This is a genomic window from Sorangiineae bacterium MSr11954, from assembly GCA_037157815.1.
GTDB lineage: Bacteria > Myxococcota_A > Polyangia > Polyangiales > Polyangiaceae > Pendulispora > Pendulispora albinea.
Genome location: CP089984.1, coordinates 131,645 through 148,822, shown reverse-complemented (window position 1 = coordinate 148,822; position 17,178 = coordinate 131,645). Strand labels below are relative to the sequence as shown.

The 17,178-nt window shown below is 66.4% G+C and carries 17 protein-coding genes; 7 read left to right on the top strand and 10 right to left on the bottom strand.

Going from position 1 to position 17,178, the window contains the following annotated elements; all coding sequences use genetic code 11:
• Positions 1–5: 5 nt before the first annotated feature.
• Positions 6–776: a glutathione S-transferase N-terminal domain-containing protein gene (locus LZC94_00615; GenBank protein ID WXB15781.1), complete on the bottom strand. Its 771-nt coding sequence runs from the start codon at positions 774–776 to the stop codon at positions 6–8.
• Positions 777–988: 212 nt separating this feature from the next.
• Here LZC94_00615 and LZC94_00610 point away from each other — a divergent pair, with 212 nt between their 5' ends.
• A complete protein-coding gene (locus LZC94_00610) occupies positions 989–1,948 on the top strand; it encodes a glutathione S-transferase family protein (protein WXB15780.1) in 960 nt (319 codons plus the stop codon).
• A gap of 31 nt (positions 1,949–1,979) precedes the next feature.
• Here LZC94_00610 and LZC94_00605 read toward each other — a convergent pair whose 3' ends face one another.
• A complete protein-coding gene (locus LZC94_00605; GenBank protein ID WXB15779.1) occupies positions 1,980–2,333 on the bottom strand; it encodes a helix-turn-helix transcriptional regulator in 354 nt (117 codons plus the stop codon).
• A 73-nt stretch (positions 2,334–2,406) separates the two neighbouring features.
• On the opposite strand from LZC94_00605, the gene LZC94_00600 reads away from it, so the two are divergent.
• A complete protein-coding gene (locus LZC94_00600; GenBank protein ID WXB15778.1) occupies positions 2,407–2,982 on the top strand; it encodes a carboxymuconolactone decarboxylase family protein in 576 nt (191 codons plus the stop codon).
• Positions 2,983–3,162: 180 nt separating this feature from the next.
• Here LZC94_00600 and LZC94_00595 read toward each other — a convergent pair whose 3' ends face one another.
• The gene (locus LZC94_00595; protein ID WXB15777.1) at positions 3,163–5,226 is read right to left on the bottom strand and encodes a PQQ-dependent sugar dehydrogenase; all 2,064 of its coding nucleotides are present in this window, start codon (positions 5,224–5,226) and stop codon (positions 3,163–3,165) included.
• A 417-nt stretch (positions 5,227–5,643) separates the two neighbouring features.
• Here LZC94_00595 and LZC94_00590 point away from each other — a divergent pair, with 417 nt between their 5' ends.
• Complete coding sequence (locus LZC94_00590; GenBank protein WXB15776.1) at positions 5,644–6,192, top strand: hypothetical protein; 549 nt, start codon at positions 5,644–5,646, stop codon at positions 6,190–6,192.
• 148 nt (positions 6,193–6,340) lie between these two features.
• On the opposite strand, the gene LZC94_00585 is transcribed toward LZC94_00590, so the two are convergent.
• From LZC94_00585 to LZC94_00565, 5 genes are all read right to left on the bottom strand, one after another.
• Positions 6,341–7,810, bottom strand: a complete 1,470-nt coding sequence (locus LZC94_00585; GenBank protein WXB15775.1) for a M20/M25/M40 family metallo-hydrolase — start codon at positions 7,808–7,810, stop codon at positions 6,341–6,343.
• A 65-nt stretch (positions 7,811–7,875) separates the two neighbouring features.
• Positions 7,876–9,381, bottom strand: coding sequence for a M20/M25/M40 family metallo-hydrolase (locus LZC94_00580; protein WXB15774.1), 1,506 nt, complete (start codon positions 9,379–9,381; stop codon positions 7,876–7,878).
• Between the two features lie 59 nt (positions 9,382–9,440).
• A complete protein-coding gene (locus tag LZC94_00575) occupies positions 9,441–10,241 on the bottom strand; it encodes a hypothetical protein (protein ID WXB15773.1) in 801 nt (266 codons plus the stop codon).
• A gap of 65 nt (positions 10,242–10,306) precedes the next feature.
• Positions 10,307–11,323 carry a hypothetical protein gene (locus LZC94_00570; GenBank protein WXB15772.1) on the bottom strand — a complete coding sequence of 339 codons (1,017 nt, stop codon included), beginning with the start codon at positions 11,321–11,323 and terminating at the stop codon, positions 10,307–10,309.
• A 95-nt stretch (positions 11,324–11,418) separates the two neighbouring features.
• Positions 11,419–12,120, bottom strand: a complete 702-nt coding sequence (locus LZC94_00565) for a TetR/AcrR family transcriptional regulator (protein ID WXB15771.1) — start codon at positions 12,118–12,120, stop codon at positions 11,419–11,421.
• Between the two features lie 44 nt (positions 12,121–12,164).
• On the opposite strand from LZC94_00565, the gene LZC94_00560 reads away from it, so the two are divergent.
• From LZC94_00560 to LZC94_00550, 3 genes are all read left to right on the top strand, one after another.
• Entirely contained in the window at positions 12,165–13,277 is a 1,113-nt protein-coding gene (locus LZC94_00560) for an alpha/beta hydrolase family protein (protein ID WXB15770.1), read from the top strand.
• A 90-nt stretch (positions 13,278–13,367) separates the two neighbouring features.
• Entirely contained in the window at positions 13,368–14,183 is an 816-nt protein-coding gene (locus LZC94_00555; GenBank protein ID WXB15769.1) for an SDR family oxidoreductase, read from the top strand.
• A gap of 40 nt (positions 14,184–14,223) precedes the next feature.
• The gene (locus LZC94_00550) at positions 14,224–14,592 is read left to right on the top strand and encodes a nuclear transport factor 2 family protein (protein ID WXB15768.1); all 369 of its coding nucleotides are present in this window, start codon (positions 14,224–14,226) and stop codon (positions 14,590–14,592) included.
• Positions 14,593–14,596: 4 nt separating this feature from the next.
• Here LZC94_00550 and LZC94_00545 read toward each other — a convergent pair whose 3' ends face one another.
• The gene (locus LZC94_00545; protein ID WXB15767.1) at positions 14,597–15,166 is read right to left on the bottom strand and encodes an ABATE domain-containing protein; all 570 of its coding nucleotides are present in this window, start codon (positions 15,164–15,166) and stop codon (positions 14,597–14,599) included.
• Positions 15,167–15,278: 112 nt separating this feature from the next.
• On the opposite strand from LZC94_00545, the gene LZC94_00540 reads away from it, so the two are divergent.
• Complete coding sequence (locus LZC94_00540) at positions 15,279–16,148, top strand: alpha/beta hydrolase (GenBank protein WXB15766.1); 870 nt, start codon at positions 15,279–15,281, stop codon at positions 16,146–16,148.
• Here the strand turns inward: LZC94_00540 and LZC94_00535 are convergent.
• The gene (locus LZC94_00535) at positions 16,123–17,163 is read right to left on the bottom strand and encodes an MYXO-CTERM sorting domain-containing protein (GenBank protein ID WXB15765.1); all 1,041 of its coding nucleotides are present in this window, start codon (positions 17,161–17,163) and stop codon (positions 16,123–16,125) included. The two genes, LZC94_00540 and LZC94_00535, sit on opposite strands and share 26 nt — an antisense overlap.
• Positions 17,164–17,178: the final 15 nt, after the last annotated feature.

The following is a 17,178-nucleotide window of genomic DNA, read 5'->3' as shown; positions in this document are numbered from 1 at the left end:
TCGCTTTAGGCAGCGTACGTACGCTCGAGATATTCGATGATTCGAGCCGACTCGAACATTTTGGTGTCGGTGTTCGGATCTTCCAGATACGGCACCTGCACGCGGCCGTGCGCTTGAAAAAATGCCTCGCGCTTGCCGCCCGCCTCCGGCACGTAGGGGCCGCCCTCGATGCGGAAATGGGGAGGGCCTATCTCGCCCCACCGCTCCTTTCCGAGGTTGTGCAGCACATAAGGGATCTCGAGCTCCGACAGCCGCTCCCGCACCAGCCGCGAATACGGGCTCCCCTCGAAGCTCCACAAATGCAGCTGCTCGCGCGGTTCGCGCGACGGTCGAGCACGCACGCCGCGCAGCCCGCGCACCCCGCTCGCGAGCGCGCCAAATGCCGGTTGAACGGGGGTGGCGCGGTAGCTCAATGGTACATCGCGGTCGCCGTAGGTACGAAAAAGATAGGCCACGATGTCGGCAGATTCGTACATAACGGTATCGTTGTTGGGATCGACCAGAAGCGGAAACAGCATTTTGCCCCCGATGCGCAGCGCCTCGGATCGAAAACGCGTTCCGCCTTTGGGACACGGAAAAATCTCCGCGTCGAGGTGAAGCGCGGTGAGCGCTTCGCGTACATTTCTACAATAGAGGCATGCTTCGAAATCGTAGAGTCGAAACAAGCGCGCCGGCTGTCGCCCGGGCGCCACCGCCAAGACACCGCGACCGAGGGTGATCGACGAGGCCAAGAGCGACCGCGCCACTTCGACCTGATGGAGAAACGCATTGGGCATGGCGGCAAAAGTGTAGCCGACGCGCTGCAGCCGGACCACCGAGCTCGACTCGACAGGGGCGCATTTTCAGGGCCGGAGACGGCGGCCGGGATCGTGTCGATCGAAAAAGTTCGACGCCAGGATCAAAAACGGCAAAAACGGCAAAACGTGTTTCGACATTCCCTCCCGGCCGGCCGAGTTTTCATGTCTCCCTTCAGCGAGGAATTCACCCGATGAGCGACATTATCCTGCATCACTACGAGCTCTCTCCCTATTCGGAGAAAGTACGCGCGATCCTCGGCTTCAAAAAGCTCGCGTGGAGGTCGGTCCTCGCGCCGATGATCCTCCCGAAGCCCGATCTGATACCCCTCACGGGCGGCTATCGAAAGACACCGGTCCTGCAGATTGGTCGCGATGTTTATTGCGACTCGCGCCTCATCGTCCATGTGCTGGAGCGGCTGCGTCCCGCTCCGGCGATCCTCCCGGCGGCGCTCGAGGCGAGCTGCGCTGCGTTCGCTCTCCTGGAGCCTACGTTGTTTGCTGCGGCCATGGGCACGGCGTTTCAACCCGCGGGCGCCCAGATCCTCGTTCAGCACATCGGGCTGGAGGCGTTCGAGCAGTTCATCAAAGATCGGGCCGAGCTTTTCAAGGGCGGCTCGGCGCGGAGGCCGAGCCACGACTTTGCCGAGGCGCACTTTCTGCCTTTGGTCGGCGCGGTCGACCGCCAGCTCGCGGGACACCCCTTCCTCCTCGGCAAAGAGCCGACGTTGGCCGACTTCGTCACCTATCACCCCATTTGGTTCATCGCCCGAAACCCGGGGGTCGCGGGCTGTCTTCGACCCTTCGCCCATGTCGCCGCGTGGATGGAGCGCATGGCGGGGCTGGGCCACGGGACACCGTCCGAGCTCTCGTCCGCGGACGCGCTGGCCATCGCGCGCGAGAGCAGCGAAACCGGCGAGCGCGGCGAGAACCAGGGGAGCCCGCCCTTCCTGGGCACCCCGGTCCAACTCGAACGGGCGCAGATCGGTCAGCGGGTGACCGTCAGCGCCACCGATTATGGCGTCGACGCGGTCGAGGGCACCTTGGTGCACGCGTCGACCCTCGAGGTGGCCATCCAGCGCCACGACGAGCGGGCAGGCACCGTGATCGTGCACTTTCCGCGCATCGATTCCCGGGTCGCCGCCGTGGCCTGAGGGCAGGATGGCGTGAGCGCGCCGCGGTCTTTCAAGGCAGGCCGCGGGCCCACGCTTCGGCCCACTGGTTGAGCGGGGCGAGCGCCCGCAAAAGGGCGCTGCCCGCGTCGGTGGTGCGGTAGCCGGCCTCCTCGGACTCCGAGGCGTGCTCCACGACGCCCGCCTCGCGCAGCTCTTTGAGGCGGGCGTTGAGCACGGTGGGCGAGACGTCGTCGCAGCGCTCGCGCAGCTCGCGAAAGGTGGCGGGGCCCGCGCGCAGCTCCCACAGCACGCGCAGGGTCCACCGCCGGCCGAGGAGATCGAGCGCGGCCATGATGGGCCGGCCGGTGCGCGAGCCGCGTACGGGGTGGCCGGGAAGAGCTCTCTTCGTGGGTGCGCGTGCCATGCTACAAAAATGATAGCACGCCCTTGCGCGCGGGGTCACATGCTACATATTCCGTAGCAAAGGAGGTGAGCCCATGGCTCCTCGTATCGTGCCCCTCGGTCCGCCCTACAGCGCCGAGGTGCAAGCTTCGCTCGCCAAGTGGATGCCACCGGGAAGCGGCGTCCAGCCGCTGAAGATCTTTCGAACCATCGCCCGCCACGAGCACTTGAGCGCCCGCATGCGCGGCCTGGGCGGCGCCTTGCTCGGCCGTGGCACGCTCCCCCTGCGCGTGCGCGAGCTGCTCATTTTGCGCACCTGCGCGCGCTGCGGCGCCGAGTACGAGTGGGGCGTGCACGTCAGCGCCTTCGCGGCGGCGGCCGGCCTTTCGGATGAAATCGTCGCCGGCACCGCGCAGCGCTCCCCGGCCGACCTGGCCGAAACGGAGAGCGCCGACGATCTGGTCCAACGCTTTGCCGACGAGCTTCACGATACGCACACCGTGAGCGAGCGCACATGGTCCAGCCTCGCCGCGCACTTCGATGCGAACGCGCTGCTCGAGATGCTCGCGGTCGTCGGCTTCTACCACACCATTTCGTTCATCGTGAACGCCGCCCGCATCGAGCACGAACCGTGGGCCGCGACGTTCCCGGCTCCCTCGTCGACGGCGTAGGCCATCCGTCCGTACACGTTTCCAATTGTCTTCGGGTACGTGTACGGGAAATGGCGTTGCCATGAAACACCGTTGGCGCCCCGGGCGTCGTGGTGGTCGCTATCCCTGGGAGAAGCGAGAGAGCAACCGCCACGACGCCTGGGGCGCCAACGCGCATGATCCGCAAATCAGCTTACGGCATCATTCGATGGTGATCTTGAAAATCTTGTCCGAACCGGCCGGCTCTTTGCCGTTGAAGTCGGAGTTGGTGGTGCTGAGCCAGAGCAAGCTCTGACCGGGCACCTTCTCCACCGTGCGCAGACGTCCATAGGTGTTCACGTAGTAGGCCGTGGGCGTCCCCGCGCTGGTGCCGCTCAGCGGAATGCGCCAGAGGCGCTTGCCCTTGAGCGCGGCCATGTACGCTACATCGTTGACGATCGCCAGACCGCTGGGCGACGCTTCGCCCGTCGACCAGGTCTTCTTCGGATTGGTCATCCCCGAAACGTTGCAGTTGCCCTCGCACGTGGGCCATCCGTAGTTGGCGCCCGCCGTGATGAGATTGAGCTCGTCCTGCGAACCATCGCCGAGCTCCGACTCCCAGAGCCGCCCCGCCGAGTCCCATGCGAGGCCTTGCGGGTTGCGGTGCCCATAGCTGTACACGAGGGTGCCGAAGGGATTGCCCGGCGCCGGGGTGCCGTCGGTCTTGAAGCGCAGGATCTTGCCGTTGGGCGAGTTCTTGTCCTGCGCGAGGCTCTGGGTCTGCGCGTCGCCGGCGGTGGCATACAGGTACCCGTCGGGGCCGAACTTCAAGCGACCGCCATTGTGGTATTTGCTCTTCTTGATCCCCTGAATGAGGACTTTGTAATCGGAGAGCGCATTGCCGTCGAAGGTCATTCGCGCAATGCGATTTCCCTCCGACGCCGAGTGCATCACGTAAATGTGGTGGTTCGAGCTCCAGTTCGGGTCCACGGCGATGCCCATCAGCCCGCCCTCACCGGTGGTGCCCACGGCGTTCGGCACCTTGCCGACTTGCTTCTTGGTGCCGCTCGGGGTGAGCGTGTAGACGTTGAACGACTCGCGCTCCGTGATGATGGCCGATCCATCCGGCAGCCACGCGAGCCCCCACGGGATGGTCCATCCGCTGGACAGCTGGGTGATGGTCTTCGGCACCCCGCCGCCGGGCGGTACGTTGCCCGTGCGAACGCTCACCGCGTTGCTCGCGCCAGAGACGTTGTTCCCCGCGTCCTTGGCCTTCACCGTGAAGCTGTAGTCGGTGTTGGCCGCCAGCCCGGTGATGGTCGCCTGGGTGCCCTGCACGTTCGTCACGATGACGCCGCCGCCCGAGTACACGTCGTAGCCCGTGACACCCACGTTGTCCGTCGACGCCGTCCACGCCAGCTTGACGCTGTTGTTGGTGACGTCGCTCGCCTTCAAATTGCCCGGCGCCGTGGGCGGCTCGGTGTCGCTCGTGGGCGACGTGGTCACGGGCACCGAGTTGCTGGTGGCCGACACGTTGCCCGCCGCGTCGCGCGCGAAGACCGTCAATCGATATTCCGTTTTGGGCTGAAGGCCGGTCAAGGTCTTGGTGGTGGCGTTGCCCGCCGCCTCGCTGATCTTGTTGCCGTCGTGGTAAATATCGTAGGCCACCACGCCGACGTTGTCGGTCGACGCGTTCCACGCCAGGGCGATGGTGTTGCTCGTCACGTCGGTGGCGCGCAAATTCTGAGGCGTGGTGGGCGCTTGGGTATCACGCGGGGCGTCCACCGTGAGCTTGTCGAGGTTGGCCGTGCCGTTGGCCGTATTGGAGGCCACGCGGATCTTGTTGCTGCCGGCGACGAGGTTGGCGTTGATGGTTTGAAGCTCCCACGTCGTCCACGCGCCCGTCCCCGGGAAGGGCTGCGCGTTCGCGACCACGGCGCCATTGACCGAAATGGTCGCGGGCCGATCGGTGGTCGTGCCATTGGCATAGCGAATGGCGAGCGACGAGGGGCCCGCGGCGGCCGCGCTGACCGTCCATTCGACGTAGGCGCCGACCGCGTTGTTCGTATTGCAGAACCCCCGGCCCGAGTATCCCGTGTGATTGGAGTCGACGGTGCCCTGGCAGACACCATCCTCCGCCTCGTAATCGGTGCCGGCGAGGAGCTCCGAGCCCGAGTTGCCAAGGTTGCCATCGCCCTCGGCGGTGCTCGCGCTCGAGCATCCGAGCGCGCCGATCGCCCCCACCCACAACGCTGCCTGCGCGGCAAAACACGTACGGTGCATCATTCGTTTCCTCCTTGAATAGGAAGCAAGGTCCGAAGACCGGAAGCTGGGATCTCAACGAGGCCGGGTAACGACCCACCTCCTCCCGAACCACCCCACGATGCGTTTCCAGGGAGGTTCCAATTTATTAGTAAACCTTCCTAATTAATAGTGACACCGGTATACATCGCGCGGTTTGGGCCTGCAAGGACCTCCGGTGACGCGCGCGAACAATCGTCGGGTGTGCGGCGGCTCAAGGGGCGGCGCTGGTCAATTGGCCTTACCAATTTGTACGCACAATCTGTCCAATTCGTCTGACATTTTGCAAATGACACCGGTATCATCAGTCTCACCCCCTTCGCCATGCGAGCGCCTTGCCACGAACCGGTGGGTAGTTCCACAGGGTGGGACGCGGTACACTGCCGGCCGCACATGAAGGTGGTGAACCGAAGTCTCTCTGTCCTTCTCGCGGCCGCCGTCGCATCGATGGCCATGGCCTCGGGCGCGGGATGCCGCAAATCCGAGCCGCCGCCCGATCCGAAGCGGGCAGCATTTCAAGAAATGAACCGCAAGCTCGATGCCTCCGAGCGCATCGTGGCCGCCGACGAGACGGCGCGCGCGGTGGCGGCCCGCGTGGATCGGGAGCTCACGGCGGGCGGACGGATTCCACCCGAGCAATTGAAGATGGTGGTCGAAACGGGCAAAATCGGCCAGCACCGGCGGGTGGTGATCTTGGCCAAGATCGACCGCTTGAAGAACGAGACGAGCTCGAATCGCAAGATGATGCTCGAGCAAATCGTCTCCGTCGCCTCGCAGGGGCTCGGCGAGGACGACGAGATCGCCATCGGTCTACGGGACGCTGTTTTTTACGGCGCCATCGCGCGCGGCGGGACCTTGGGCGAAGTGGAGCAAGAGGTGGGCGCCACGCTCGATACGAAGCCGCTCGAGGAGGCCATCGCGGAGATGAAGGGGCTTCCGGTGGGGCGCTGACGGGCTGCTCGCCGAGCGCGGCGCAGATGACGGCGCTCGCCGACGTGACGGTGCTCGTGGTGGAGAACGGTACGGTGGGCGGCAGGCCACGGGAAGAGCGGCGTTTCCCGTGGCCCATCGCCGGTTTCTAGGAGGGCGGCGCCGCGGGCTATTGCGAAGGACGCGGGAAGGTCACGGGGCTGCGGTGGCCTTCGCGATCGACGGCGCGCACGCCGAAGAAGACGTTGTCCTTCGACATGTTTTTCACGGTGAACGAGGTCTCCTTTCCGACCTCGATGGTGTCGGTCCAGAGGGGCTCGGTGGTCTCGCGGAAGACGATCTCGTAGCCGGCCAGATCCGGCTCGACGTTCGGCTCCCATCGGAGCTCCGTGTCGTTCGTCAGCCGCGCGGTCACGATCTGCACGCCCTTCGGCGCGGCCGGCGCGCGCGCCAGCGCGGTGAGGGCGGCCGCGTTCACCCGCGCGACCCGGGTGGTGTAGGCGAAGTCGACGAACTCGGGCAGGTCGCCGAACTGCTTGCCGTCTTCGACGCGCACGTTCTGGTGTTGGTGCGCATAATCCTCGTGCGGCTCGGTGAAGCGAACGGCCGCATATCCCTGTTGCAAAAAGGGGATATGGTCGCCGCCGCGCAAATACCGATCACGCCGGTACATGATATGGACGCGCATGCCGGTGGCGCTGTTCTCGCCGGCCTCTTTGATGAAGCGCGCGAGCTGGCGCGACGGGGAGTCGTTCTCGCCGCCCACCGAGCGGCGGACGTTGGCCTCGGCCGGGGTCTCGGCGGTGGGCACCCCCTCCGCGAAGACGCGGACCACGCGCGGATCGCGCTCGCCGTTGTCGGCCCGCGAGCTGCCGACGATGTCGTTCGTGAACATCCCGGCGATGTCGCGGCCGGCCGCCTTGGCCGTGGTGGCGAAGAAATTCGACCCGTAGAGCCCCTGCTCTTCGCCGGCCACCGCCATGAAGACGATGGTGGCGTCGAAGGTGCGCGTGGCCATGACCCGCGCCATTTCCAGCACGGCGGCGACCCCCGAGGCGTCGTCGTCGGCGCCGGGCGCGTCGCAGGTGGCGTTGGTGGGATCGGTGCACATGGAGTCGTAGTGGCCGCTCACGACATAGGTTCGGCCCTGCGACTCGGCTTGGGTGCCGCGCAAGGTGGCGACCACGTCGGTGATGGTGGTGGGGACCGGGATGCGCGAGGCCGGCGGCTGAACGTAGCTCAGAAGCTCCACGTTCATACGCCCGCCCGACGTGGCGGCGATCGCGTCGAATTGCGCCTTGAGCCAGTCGCGCGCCGCCCCCACGCCGCGCGTGGGGTTGTCCTGCGCGGACAGGGTATTGCGCGTTCCGAACGAGACCAATTTTCGAATCGTGTGCTCGACGTTGTCCTCGTCCATCTCGCGGAGCATGCGGCGCACGTCGTCTCGAACGCGCCCCGCGCCCAGCTCCGAGGACGAGGTCGCGGTCGTGCTGGAGCTGGAGACAGTCGTGGATGCAAGGCTCGACGGCTCGGCGCCGCGATTGTCTTTCAGACTCTCCTCCCCGCAGTCCAAAACGAACGGGAGGAGCAACAACAACGCGGCGCTGCCGGCCGCAAGGTGCCCTGGAAAGCGGTCCATCGTATATCTCGTTCTCGGTGGAAGGTTGGTGTTGGATGGCGACGAAGAGGCGCTCGCGATGCGCTTCATTGGGCCGACGGGCGCGGAAAGCTGACCGGGCTGCGGTGCCCTTCGCGGTCCACCGCCCGCACGCCAAAGAAGACATTGTCCTTGGACATGTTCTTCACGGTGAACGAGGTGACATTGCCGACCGGGATGCTGTCCGTCCAGAACGCCTCGGTCGTGTCCCGGAAGACGATCTCGTAGCCCGCGAGATCCGGCTCGACGTTCGCGTCCCACGCCAGCGACGTATCGTTCGTCAGTTGCGCGGTGATGATGCGGGTGTTCTTGGGCGAGGCCGGCGCCCGCGCCAGCGCGGCCAAGGCGGCGGCGTTCACCCGCGCGACCCGGGTGGTGTACGCGAAGTCGACGAACTCGGGCAGATCGCCGAACTGCACGCCGTTCTCCACGCGCACGGTTTGGTGTTGGTGCGCGTAATTTTCGTTGGGCTCGGTGAAGCGCACGGCCGCGTATCCCTGCTCCAAAAATGGGATATGGTCGCCGCCGCGCAAATACCGATCGCGCCGGTAGATGACGTTGATCCGCATCCCGGTGGCGCTGTTCTCGCTGGCGTCTTTGATGAAGCGCGCGAGCTGGCGCGCCGGAGAGTCGTTCTCGCCGCCGACGGAGCGGCGGGTGTTGGCCTCGGCCGGCGTCTCGGCGGTGGGCACGCCCTCGGCGAAGAGGCGCACCTCGCGCGGATGGCGCGCGCCGTTGTCGGCCCGCGAGCTGCCGACGATGTCGTTGGTGAACATCGCCGCGATGTCGCGCCCGGCCGCCTTGGCCGTGGTGGCAAAGTGGTTGGCGCCGAGGAGCCCCTGCTCTTCGCCGGCCACCGCCATGAAGACGATGGTGGCGTCGAAGGTGCGCGTGGCCATGACCCGCGCCATCTCCAGCACGGCGGCGACCCCCGAGGCATCGTCGTTCGCGCCGGGTGCGTCGATGGTCGCATCGAGCACGTCGGAGGCGCGTGAATCGTAGTGGCCGCTCACGACATACGTTCGGCCCTGCGATTGCGGTTGGACGCCGCGCAAGGTGGCGACGACATTGGTGATCACGGTCGGCACCGGCACGCGCGGTGCGGGCGGCTGGAGGTAGCTCTGGAGCTCGACGGTCATGCGTCCGCCGGATGTGGCCGCAATGGCATCGAGCTGCGACTTGAGCCAGTCGCGCGCCGCCCCCACGCCGCGCGTTGGATTGTCTTGAACCGACAAGGTGTTTCGGGTGCCGAACGACACCAGCTTGCGTATGGTGCGCTCGACGTTGTCCTCGTTCATCTCGCGCAGCATTTGCCGCACCTCGCGCGGCACGCGGTCCGCGCCGAGCTCCGCGGCTCGCGAGTCCTGCGAGTCCTGCGAGTCCTGCGAAGTTTGCGCGGCGCGCGCATTTTCTGAGATTGGCGAGCGGGTGGAAGCAGACGGATCGATGTCGCGATCGCCCTGGAGACTCTCCTCCCCGCAGTCCAAGACGAATGGAAGAAGAAGCAGCAACGCGGCGCTGGTCGCCGCCAGGTGCCCTCGAAAACGGACCATGGTGTTCCTCCTTTGGAGAACGCGCGCGCATACTAAGTCGGCGTGCGCGACGGTGCCACTCAACGGGCGGTGAGCATGCGTTGCCCCACGCCTTTTCGGCGCAAGCACGAACCGCAGATGGGCTGGCCGCCAATGTGCTTTGCCGCAAGACGGTATTGTCCGCAGAGCATGCACTTGGGACGCGGTTTCAGCTCGCGCTGGTAGCAGCGGTTGCACGCCGCGCGGCCGCTGGTCAGGCGCCGTTTGACCTTCTCGAACTCACCGCATATCGCGCAGGTTTCACGCGGTGCGTGATGGCGCCCATAACACGTTGCGCATACGGGTTTGCCGCTTCGGGTCCGCGTCATCACCCGCGAAATGCGCGCGCAATGGGTGCAGCGCGCGATCTGCATGGTCTTGCGATAACACGTCGCGCAAATGGGATTGCCCTGGCGATTCCTGGTTTGAACGACATCCATCTCACCGCAACGCGAGCAGCGCTCACGAGGCCGGTAGCGATCGCCATAACAATAAGGGCAGATGGCGCCACCGCGCTCCGTGCGGGCCGCGACATGGGACACGTTGGTGCACACCACGCACGCTTCGCGGCTCGCAAACTGCCTTCGGTAGCAGCCGGGGCACACGGGATGTCCGCGGTCCCGGATCGCGATCGGTTTCCGCACGCGGCACACGGAGCAGCGGCCGATGTGGAGCTCGCGAAGGTAGCAGCGGTTGCAATAGCCATTCACCCCGTCGGGACGGGCGCGCATGGGGGCGACCGTCCCGCATCGGGAGCAGGGCTCGCGCGGCTGCAGCTCGCGCCGGTAGCACGCCGAGCAGATGTCGACGTCCACGACGGAGTTGTACGCGACGTTCTTCATCGCATGACAAAGACCGCAACGACCCCAGGAACCGGCCATGGGGCGCATCTTACCCTAGAGGGCTTTCAACGATACGGATTGAACGTGTACGTCGTGCTGACCGCTTCCGGAATCTTGAAATAGTTCCTCACCAACCCTGCCGGATCCGTGGCGAGGGCGCCACCGGGCGGCGCGTCGTTGCCATCATCCCACGACCATGGAGTGTTTGCGGCATTCGTGTCGCACCCGATGGATCCAGCGCCGCAACCGCCGCTCTTATCGCCCGCAAATGACCCATAGCTGGCGAAGAGCGATGCGTTGTTGCGATTGGCCCACAAACCGTTGTTCTCGAAAATATCGACGAGTTTGTAGAGGACGTTCCGATCGTCCGGTCCCGAGGGGACCTCGGCGTTGGTGAGAGACGGGTAGTACACGACACCGTCACCCACGATGTCGTAATACGGTCGCGCTTTCAAACCGTGGCCTTTGGCCTCTTGCGCCGTAACGGGGTGCAGGCTTCCGCCGTAGCTCGCGAGCGAGAGTGTGCCATCCACGTTCTCGGCCCCTGACGACCAATCGCCCCCGGCGGGAACGAAGGAGAAGAAGTCTTTGTGGGCGACGGTAACCGCGGACTTCAACGCACCATACGTCGAGCCATCGCGCGCCACCGTGATCAGCAAACCTTCGGAGTCGTTCTCGTGCTCGGTGTCGAAGAAAGAATCCGACCAGTCGCGAGGATGAAAGAACATGTACACGATGAACCAGTGGGTGCTCGTCTCCGCCACCGAGAAATAAGCGTGAGCGGCCAGCGGGTAATTGGCACTTCCAGCGTGGTCCCAATTGTTGCGCCCATCTAGATCGCCATCGAAGTCGTAGCGGGTGATGTAGTCGGCCGCACCACCGAGCGCATGGCCCCCCGTTTGATCGACGTCTTGATAATGAATGGGTGCCCAATGCAACGCCAGATCGGCGCGATCGGCGGCACTCTGGGCGGAGAGCTCTGCGCTCGTGGAGCCGATGCTCTCGTCGGTATTGGCGGTGCATGCGGAGAGGGACCCGAGAACTGCAGCGACACATGTGGCGCGAAGGGTGTTTCGTCTCATGAGAGGCTCCTTTTTCAGGTGTACGTGGGCCGCGAGGGCAGCGTTTCGAAGGCGCACTCGGTGCTAAAGAGACTACGTGTCGCGAGGGTGAAGACTCATGCACGTTTTCGGATGGGCGGAGCTTCGAATTTGCGCTCCTCCCCTACGTTGCCCTTGCGCGTTCGCAATCCTTCGAATAGGCGCGCGGTGAACCGGCGCGCGAGCCGCTCGGGCGACGCGGTATCGAAGCCGACCCATTGGGCGAGGCCATCGTGGATCAGAACGGCGAGGCCGTGGGCGGAGGACCACGCCAGCATCGCGAGCTCTTGCGGGTCGCCATCGTCGACCAGGCCCTCGCGCTGCGCGCTGGCGATCGCGTTGACGGCCAGTGAAAAGACCGCCGCCTCCGCCGAACGAACGGAGTCCCCCTGCGCGGCCGCCTCCGCCCCGAACATCACCCGAAACTGACCGGGGCGCGCGAGCGCAAAGGTGATGTACGTGACGCCGAGCGCCTGAAAGCGCGCGAGCGGATCGCTCCCGGCCGCCGTCTGCGCGTCGATGCACATGGTGAGGAGCGCGCGAAATCCGTCTTCGGCCACCGCCACCACCAGCGCCTCGCGGCTCTCGAAGTGGCGATACGGTGCGCCGTGGGTGAGCCCCGCGCGCCGGGCCGCCTCGCGCAAGCCGATGGCGCCGACGCCGTCTTCCTCGGCGATGGCGATGGCCGCGCGAAGGAGGGCGGCGCGGGTGCCCTCGGAGCTGGGGTCGCTGGAGGTGGCGCTGGACGTGACGGTGCGGCGTTTGGATCGTTGGGTCATGACGGCCTGTTGACAGTGTCTACTGGATCGCTAGAATGAGGAGCATGTCGTTCGGTGACACAAGCAATTTACCGGACATTTCGGTGGATGACAACGTCATCTCTCTATTTGGTCCGTGGCACCCGTTGGACCGGCTGATCGGTTACTTGAACGGCCGCTCGCGCCTGTTCGTGAACGGCTGGGGGGACGAGCGGGTGCTCGCGAGCGTCCTCGACACGGAGCCGTTTCAGTCCTCCCCGGCGGCGGTGGCCATCGCCTGGGATCGCCCGCACGTCGCGCGGGGCGTGGAGCGCACCGCGGGGCGATTCGTCTCACCCAACACGGCGCTGCCGGAGCCGGTGCGCGCGGGGCACGTGCAGCGGTTGCGATCGGCGAGGCCGCGCGGGGGACCGCGCACCGCGTGCGTGGTGCTGGCGGGATCGCGCGAGGAGGGGTTCGCGCTGCGCCAAGGCATCTTCGGGCCGCTGGCGCGCGAGGGGATCGATTTGTACCTGCTCGAGAATCCTTATTATGGATTGCGGCGGCCGCCGGGCCAGCGCGGGGCGAGCTTGGGCACGGTCGCCGAGCACGTGCTCATGAACCTCGCCATCGTGGACGAGGCGCGGTCGCTGCTCGCGACCTTGCGCGAAGGTGGCTACGAGCAAATCGGCGTCACCGGCTACAGCATGGGCGGCTTCATGGCCGGGCTCGCGGCCTCGTTGACGCGCGAGCCGCTGGCGGTGGCGGCGCTCGCCGCGGGCGCGTCCCCCGCGCCGGTGTTCACGCGCGGGCTGCTCGCGCACTCCATCGACTTCACCGATCTCGGAGGCTCTGCGGCCGGGGCGGAGGCCGCGCGGCGTCGCCTCGCGTCCCTCTTCGATCGCGCGCGCCTCACGCACTTTCCGGCGCCCCTGCACGCGCGCAGCGCCATTCTCTTGGCCTGCCGCCGCGATGGGTACGTTCCGCGCACCGAGACGCTCGCCTTGCATGCGCATTGGGCATCGAGCGAGCTTCGCTGGGTGAACGCCGGGCATATCTCGGCGCTCTTCACGGAGCGCCACGCGCTCCGCGCCGCCGTCCGCGACGCGTTCGCGCGGCTTCGGGGCCAGGAGCCTCGACACCGCATCCGCCCGAGAGCGATGAGCTACTTCGTACCGCGACCGTCCCCACGTCGATAAGCCACTTCGTACCGTGACCGACTGGAAATGATAAGCCACTTCGTACCGCGACCCTCGAGGAGCGGCGAGCGATCAGAAAGGTAAACCATCATGACGACCTCCAATCCATCCGTGTTGCGCGACGGGCTCCTGGCAGGCAAGTCGGCCTTCATTACGGGCGGCACCAGCGGGATCAACCTCGGCATCGCGTGCCGCTTCGCCCAAGCGGGCGCGCGCGTCACCATTTTGGGCCGCAACCCGGAGAAGGCGCAGCGCGCCGCCGACGAGGTCCGAAAATTCGGCCCCGACGTCTTGGCGCTCACCGCCGACGTGCGCGACTACGCGGCGCTCGACGCGGCCATTCGAACGAGCGTCGAGAAGCACGGGCCGATCGATATCCTCATCAACGGCGCCGCGGGCAATTTTCCCGCCCCCGCCGTGGGCATCTCCGCCAACGGGTTCAAGGCGGTCGTCGACATCGACCTGCTCGGGACGTTCAACGCGTGCCGCGCGGCCTTCGAGCACCTTCGCAAGCCGGGCGCGAACGTGCTCTCCATCTCGGCCACGCAAGGCAGCGTGCCGACCCTGGCGCAAGTCCATGCTTGCTCGGCCAAGGCCGGGGTCGAAATGCTCACCCGCGTGCTCGCCCTCGAGTGGGGCCCGGCCGGCGTTCGGGTCAACGCCATCGCGCCCGGCGGGGTCGAGGACACGGAGGGCATGCGGCGCCTCTCCGGCGGCTCCGAGGAGAGTCGAAAGAAGGGGGCGGAGACGGTGCCGCTGAAGCGCTTTACGACCTGCGCCGAGCTGGCCGAGGTGGTGCTCTTCCTGGTGAGCCCCGCGGCCGCGTACATCCATGGCGCCGTCATTCCCGTCGACGGCGGCCACGCGATCGCCGGCTTCGGCACCTTGCCGATGGGCGGCGGATGAACCGAACGAAACACCGTACGAGCCTTGGAGACATGCATTCATGAATCGATTTCGCAAAGCCGTCGAAGCCCGCGATGTGGAAGCCCTCGAGCAGTCCTTGGCACCGGACATCGTGTTTCATAGCCCCGTGCGCTTCCACCCCTATGTCGGCCGCGCCGCGGTGGGCGCGGTGCTGCGCGCCGTCATCCGCGTCTTCGAAGATTTTCGCTACACCGGGGAGCTCCACGGCGACGCCGACACGGCGCTGGTGTTTCGCGCCAAGGTGGGCGACCTCGAGCTCGAAGGCATCGACCTCGGCACCGTCGATCCGTCCACCGACCTGGTAACCCACCTGACGGTGTTCGTCCGTCCGCTCTCGGCCGCGCAAGCGCTTGCGGCCGCCGTGGGCAAAGAGCTCGGCCAGCGCTGAGCGCCTATTTTTGGCGGAGGTAGTGCTGCCTCGCCTTCTCGCGATTTCCGCACCGCTTCATCGAGCACCATTGGCGATTGCGCGCGGGCGACCGATCCTCGAAGCGTAGTCCGCACGTGTCGGATGCGCAGACGCGGAAGGTCGCCCCCTCCGAGGTGACCAGGTCCACGGCGTCGGCCGCGATGCGGCCCAGCGCGACGGCCACCGGATCGCTCTCGCGCGGCGCGCGCACCTCCAAGCGGCCATTTTTTCCGACGGCCAGCTCCGGCGCCGAGGCGCGCACCTTCGCCGCGTCGTTGAGCATGGCCACGTCGGCCGCGTCGATGGGGCCGTCCGGGACCGCCAGCGCCAGCCGATCGATGGCCTCGCGCAGCGCGCGCGCACGCGTCACGTGACGCGCAGTGACCTCCGGCGGCGCCTGAACCAGCCCGGCCGTCACCAGCCACTCCGCCAGATCGCTGGGCTCGACCAGGAGCTCGCGCGGGACGAGCTTGCGGTCGCGCAGCGTGTTGAGCAGGTCGATCGACGGTCTTCCACCGTCCCAAATCCAGTCTTTCGGGTCTGTTTTACGCATAGCGCCGCCCTCCCTTGCGCACTGGGGCTTCCTCGCTTACAGTTATAACCATATCAGACGGTTAGTCACGACGGCGCCCCTCGAAGAACGGCAGGGGTGAGAGGAGCGAGCCATGTCTCAAGGTGAAATTGCGGGTGAAGTTGCAAATGTAAATGTCAATGGAAGCAGTCTGCGGTTGCATTATTTGCGCGCGGGGAAGGGCCCTTTGATCGTGCTTCTACACGGTTGGCCGCAAACGAGCCATTGCTGGCGCCATGTGATTCCGGAGCTGGCGCGCACCCACACGGTGGTCGCACCCGATCTGCGCGGCTACGGGCGTACGGACAAGCCGGCCACCGGCTACGACAAGCGCACCATGGCGGCGGACATCGCGCAGCTGGTCGAGAAATTGGGGTTCGAAAAGGTCATCGTCATCGGGCACGACCGGGGCGCGCGCGTGGCCCATCGCTGGGCGCTCGACCGGCCCGATCAAGTCGAACGCCTGGTGCTGATGGATATTCTGCCCACGCGCGAGGTGCTCCGGCATATCGATTTCGCGGTGACCACCGGTTATTGGCACTGGTGGTTCCACCTCCAGCCGGATCTCCCCGAGCGCCTCGTGGGCAACGATGTCGCGGGCTACCTCGGGTATTTCTTCGAGAAATGGACGTACAACCGCCACGGCCTGCCCGCCTCCGCCATCGAGGAGTACGTGCGCGCCTTCTCGGCCCCCGGGGCGCTGCGGGCGGGGTTTTCGGATTACCGCGCTTCGTTCCCCACGGATTTGAACGATGACGATGCGTCGTCCGCCGCGGGCGTTCGTTTGAAGATGCCGCTCTTGCTCTTGTGGGGCTCGGAGAGCTTCTTGCAAAAGATTCCCGTTCTCGACATTTGGAGCGCCTACGCCACCGACGTGCGCGGCCAAATGGTCCCCGAGTGCGGACACTTTTTGCCCGAGGAGCGCCCCGCCGAGGTGCTCACGCAGATCCGCGCGTTTCTTTGACGCGGCGGCGCCGCCCGAACAGCGCCAACAGACCGCCGAGCGCGGCGAGGCCGCCGAGGGGGAGCGCATCTTCGGCCGGCGATAACGTGCACGAGCAGCCTCCGCCCTCGAGCGAAGCTGCGATATCACCGTCGCCGCGGGAGCCTGCGTCGCTCCTTCCGCCGTCGCTGCCGCCATCGCCGGAGGATCCGCCGGCGTCCCTTCGGGGACCGGAGTCGGGCGGGGGGCCGGCGTCGGGGATGGCCACGCATCGTTCGCCGCCGGCGTCGGCCATGCGGCACTGGGTGCCCGGCGGGCACTTGCCGCCATCGGGCAACCGGCAGCCCTCGATGCACGCCTGCACGGTCTCGTCGCAGATGCGGCCGGGGCCGCAGTCGGTATCGGCGTTGCATCCGCAACTGCGTTGCTTCCCGCTGCCGATGCACCTCGGGCCGTGCGGGCTGGCGGGGGCGCGCGTGCAATCCGTGTCCCTCTCGCACTGGACGCAGTCGTTGGCGAAGTCGCACACCTCGGCGCCGGTTTTTCCGGCGCAGTCGCCGTTGGTCACGCACTCCACGCAGGTGATCAAGGGCAGGACCGGGCAGATGTTGCGCGGCGCGAACGGGCACTGATTGGGCGTTAGGGGGACGCAACGAAGGTCGCACTGGCCTTGGGCGTTGCATTGGTAGCCGGATGGGCACGTCCCCTGCCCCGTCCCGGTGCACCCTCCCGTGCAATAGGGAGGTGAGCCCGAGGCGGGCGCGGGGCGCGTGCAGAGCAGACCAGGTCCGCACTGCTCGGAGCTCTCACAGCCGCAGATGCCAAAGGGCATGAGGCAGCGGGGGGAGCGCGCCGTGCATCGCGCGGTGTTCGTGGGGGTGCACTCCGCGCAGAGCCCGGCGTTGCAGGCGGGGGTGGCGGAGGGACAGTCGCGATCCTCCACGCAGCTCGTGGCCCGGGCAGAGGCTTCGAGGTGGAGAAAAGCGAGCGCGAACGCAGCGGCCGACGCGAGGGGCGTCCAAGTGCGCAAACTCATTCGGCAATGATATCC

What these genes read in the sequence shown, in the direction of transcription:
- LZC94_00605 (WXB15779.1), bottom strand. Translation starts at nt 2,333, where the DNA reads ATGGCACGCGCACCCACGAAGAGAGCTCTTCCCGGCCACCCCGTACGC.
- LZC94_00540 (WXB15766.1), top strand. Translation starts at nt 15,279, where the DNA reads ATGTCTCAAGGTGAAATTGCGGGTGAAGTTGCAAATGTAAATGTCAAT.
- LZC94_00595 (WXB15777.1), bottom strand. Translation starts at nt 5,226, where the DNA reads ATGATGCACCGTACGTGTTTTGCCGCGCAGGCAGCGTTGTGGGTGGGG.
- LZC94_00570 (WXB15772.1), bottom strand. Translation starts at nt 11,323, where the DNA reads ATGAGACGAAACACCCTTCGCGCCACATGTGTCGCTGCAGTTCTCGGG.
- LZC94_00585 (WXB15775.1), bottom strand. Translation starts at nt 7,810, where the DNA reads ATGGACCGCTTTCCAGGGCACCTTGCGGCCGGCAGCGCCGCGTTGTTG.
- LZC94_00610 (WXB15780.1), top strand. Translation starts at nt 989, where the DNA reads ATGAGCGACATTATCCTGCATCACTACGAGCTCTCTCCCTATTCGGAG.
- LZC94_00565 (WXB15771.1), bottom strand. Translation starts at nt 12,120, where the DNA reads ATGACCCAACGATCCAAACGCCGCACCGTCACGTCCAGCGCCACCTCC.
- LZC94_00580 (WXB15774.1), bottom strand. Translation starts at nt 9,381, where the DNA reads ATGGTCCGTTTTCGAGGGCACCTGGCGGCGACCAGCGCCGCGTTGCTG.
- LZC94_00545 (WXB15767.1), bottom strand. Translation starts at nt 15,166, where the DNA reads ATGCGTAAAACAGACCCGAAAGACTGGATTTGGGACGGTGGAAGACCG.
- LZC94_00560 (WXB15770.1), top strand. Translation starts at nt 12,165, where the DNA reads ATGTCGTTCGGTGACACAAGCAATTTACCGGACATTTCGGTGGATGAC.
- LZC94_00615 (WXB15781.1), bottom strand. Translation starts at nt 776, where the DNA reads ATGCCCAATGCGTTTCTCCATCAGGTCGAAGTGGCGCGGTCGCTCTTG.
- LZC94_00555 (WXB15769.1), top strand. Translation starts at nt 13,368, where the DNA reads ATGACGACCTCCAATCCATCCGTGTTGCGCGACGGGCTCCTGGCAGGC.
- LZC94_00575 (WXB15773.1), bottom strand. Translation starts at nt 10,241, where the DNA reads ATGAAGAACGTCGCGTACAACTCCGTCGTGGACGTCGACATCTGCTCG.
- LZC94_00550 (WXB15768.1), top strand. Translation starts at nt 14,224, where the DNA reads ATGAATCGATTTCGCAAAGCCGTCGAAGCCCGCGATGTGGAAGCCCTC.
- LZC94_00535 (WXB15765.1), bottom strand. Translation starts at nt 17,163, where the DNA reads ATGAGTTTGCGCACTTGGACGCCCCTCGCGTCGGCCGCTGCGTTCGCG.
- LZC94_00600 (WXB15778.1), top strand. Translation starts at nt 2,407, where the DNA reads ATGGCTCCTCGTATCGTGCCCCTCGGTCCGCCCTACAGCGCCGAGGTG.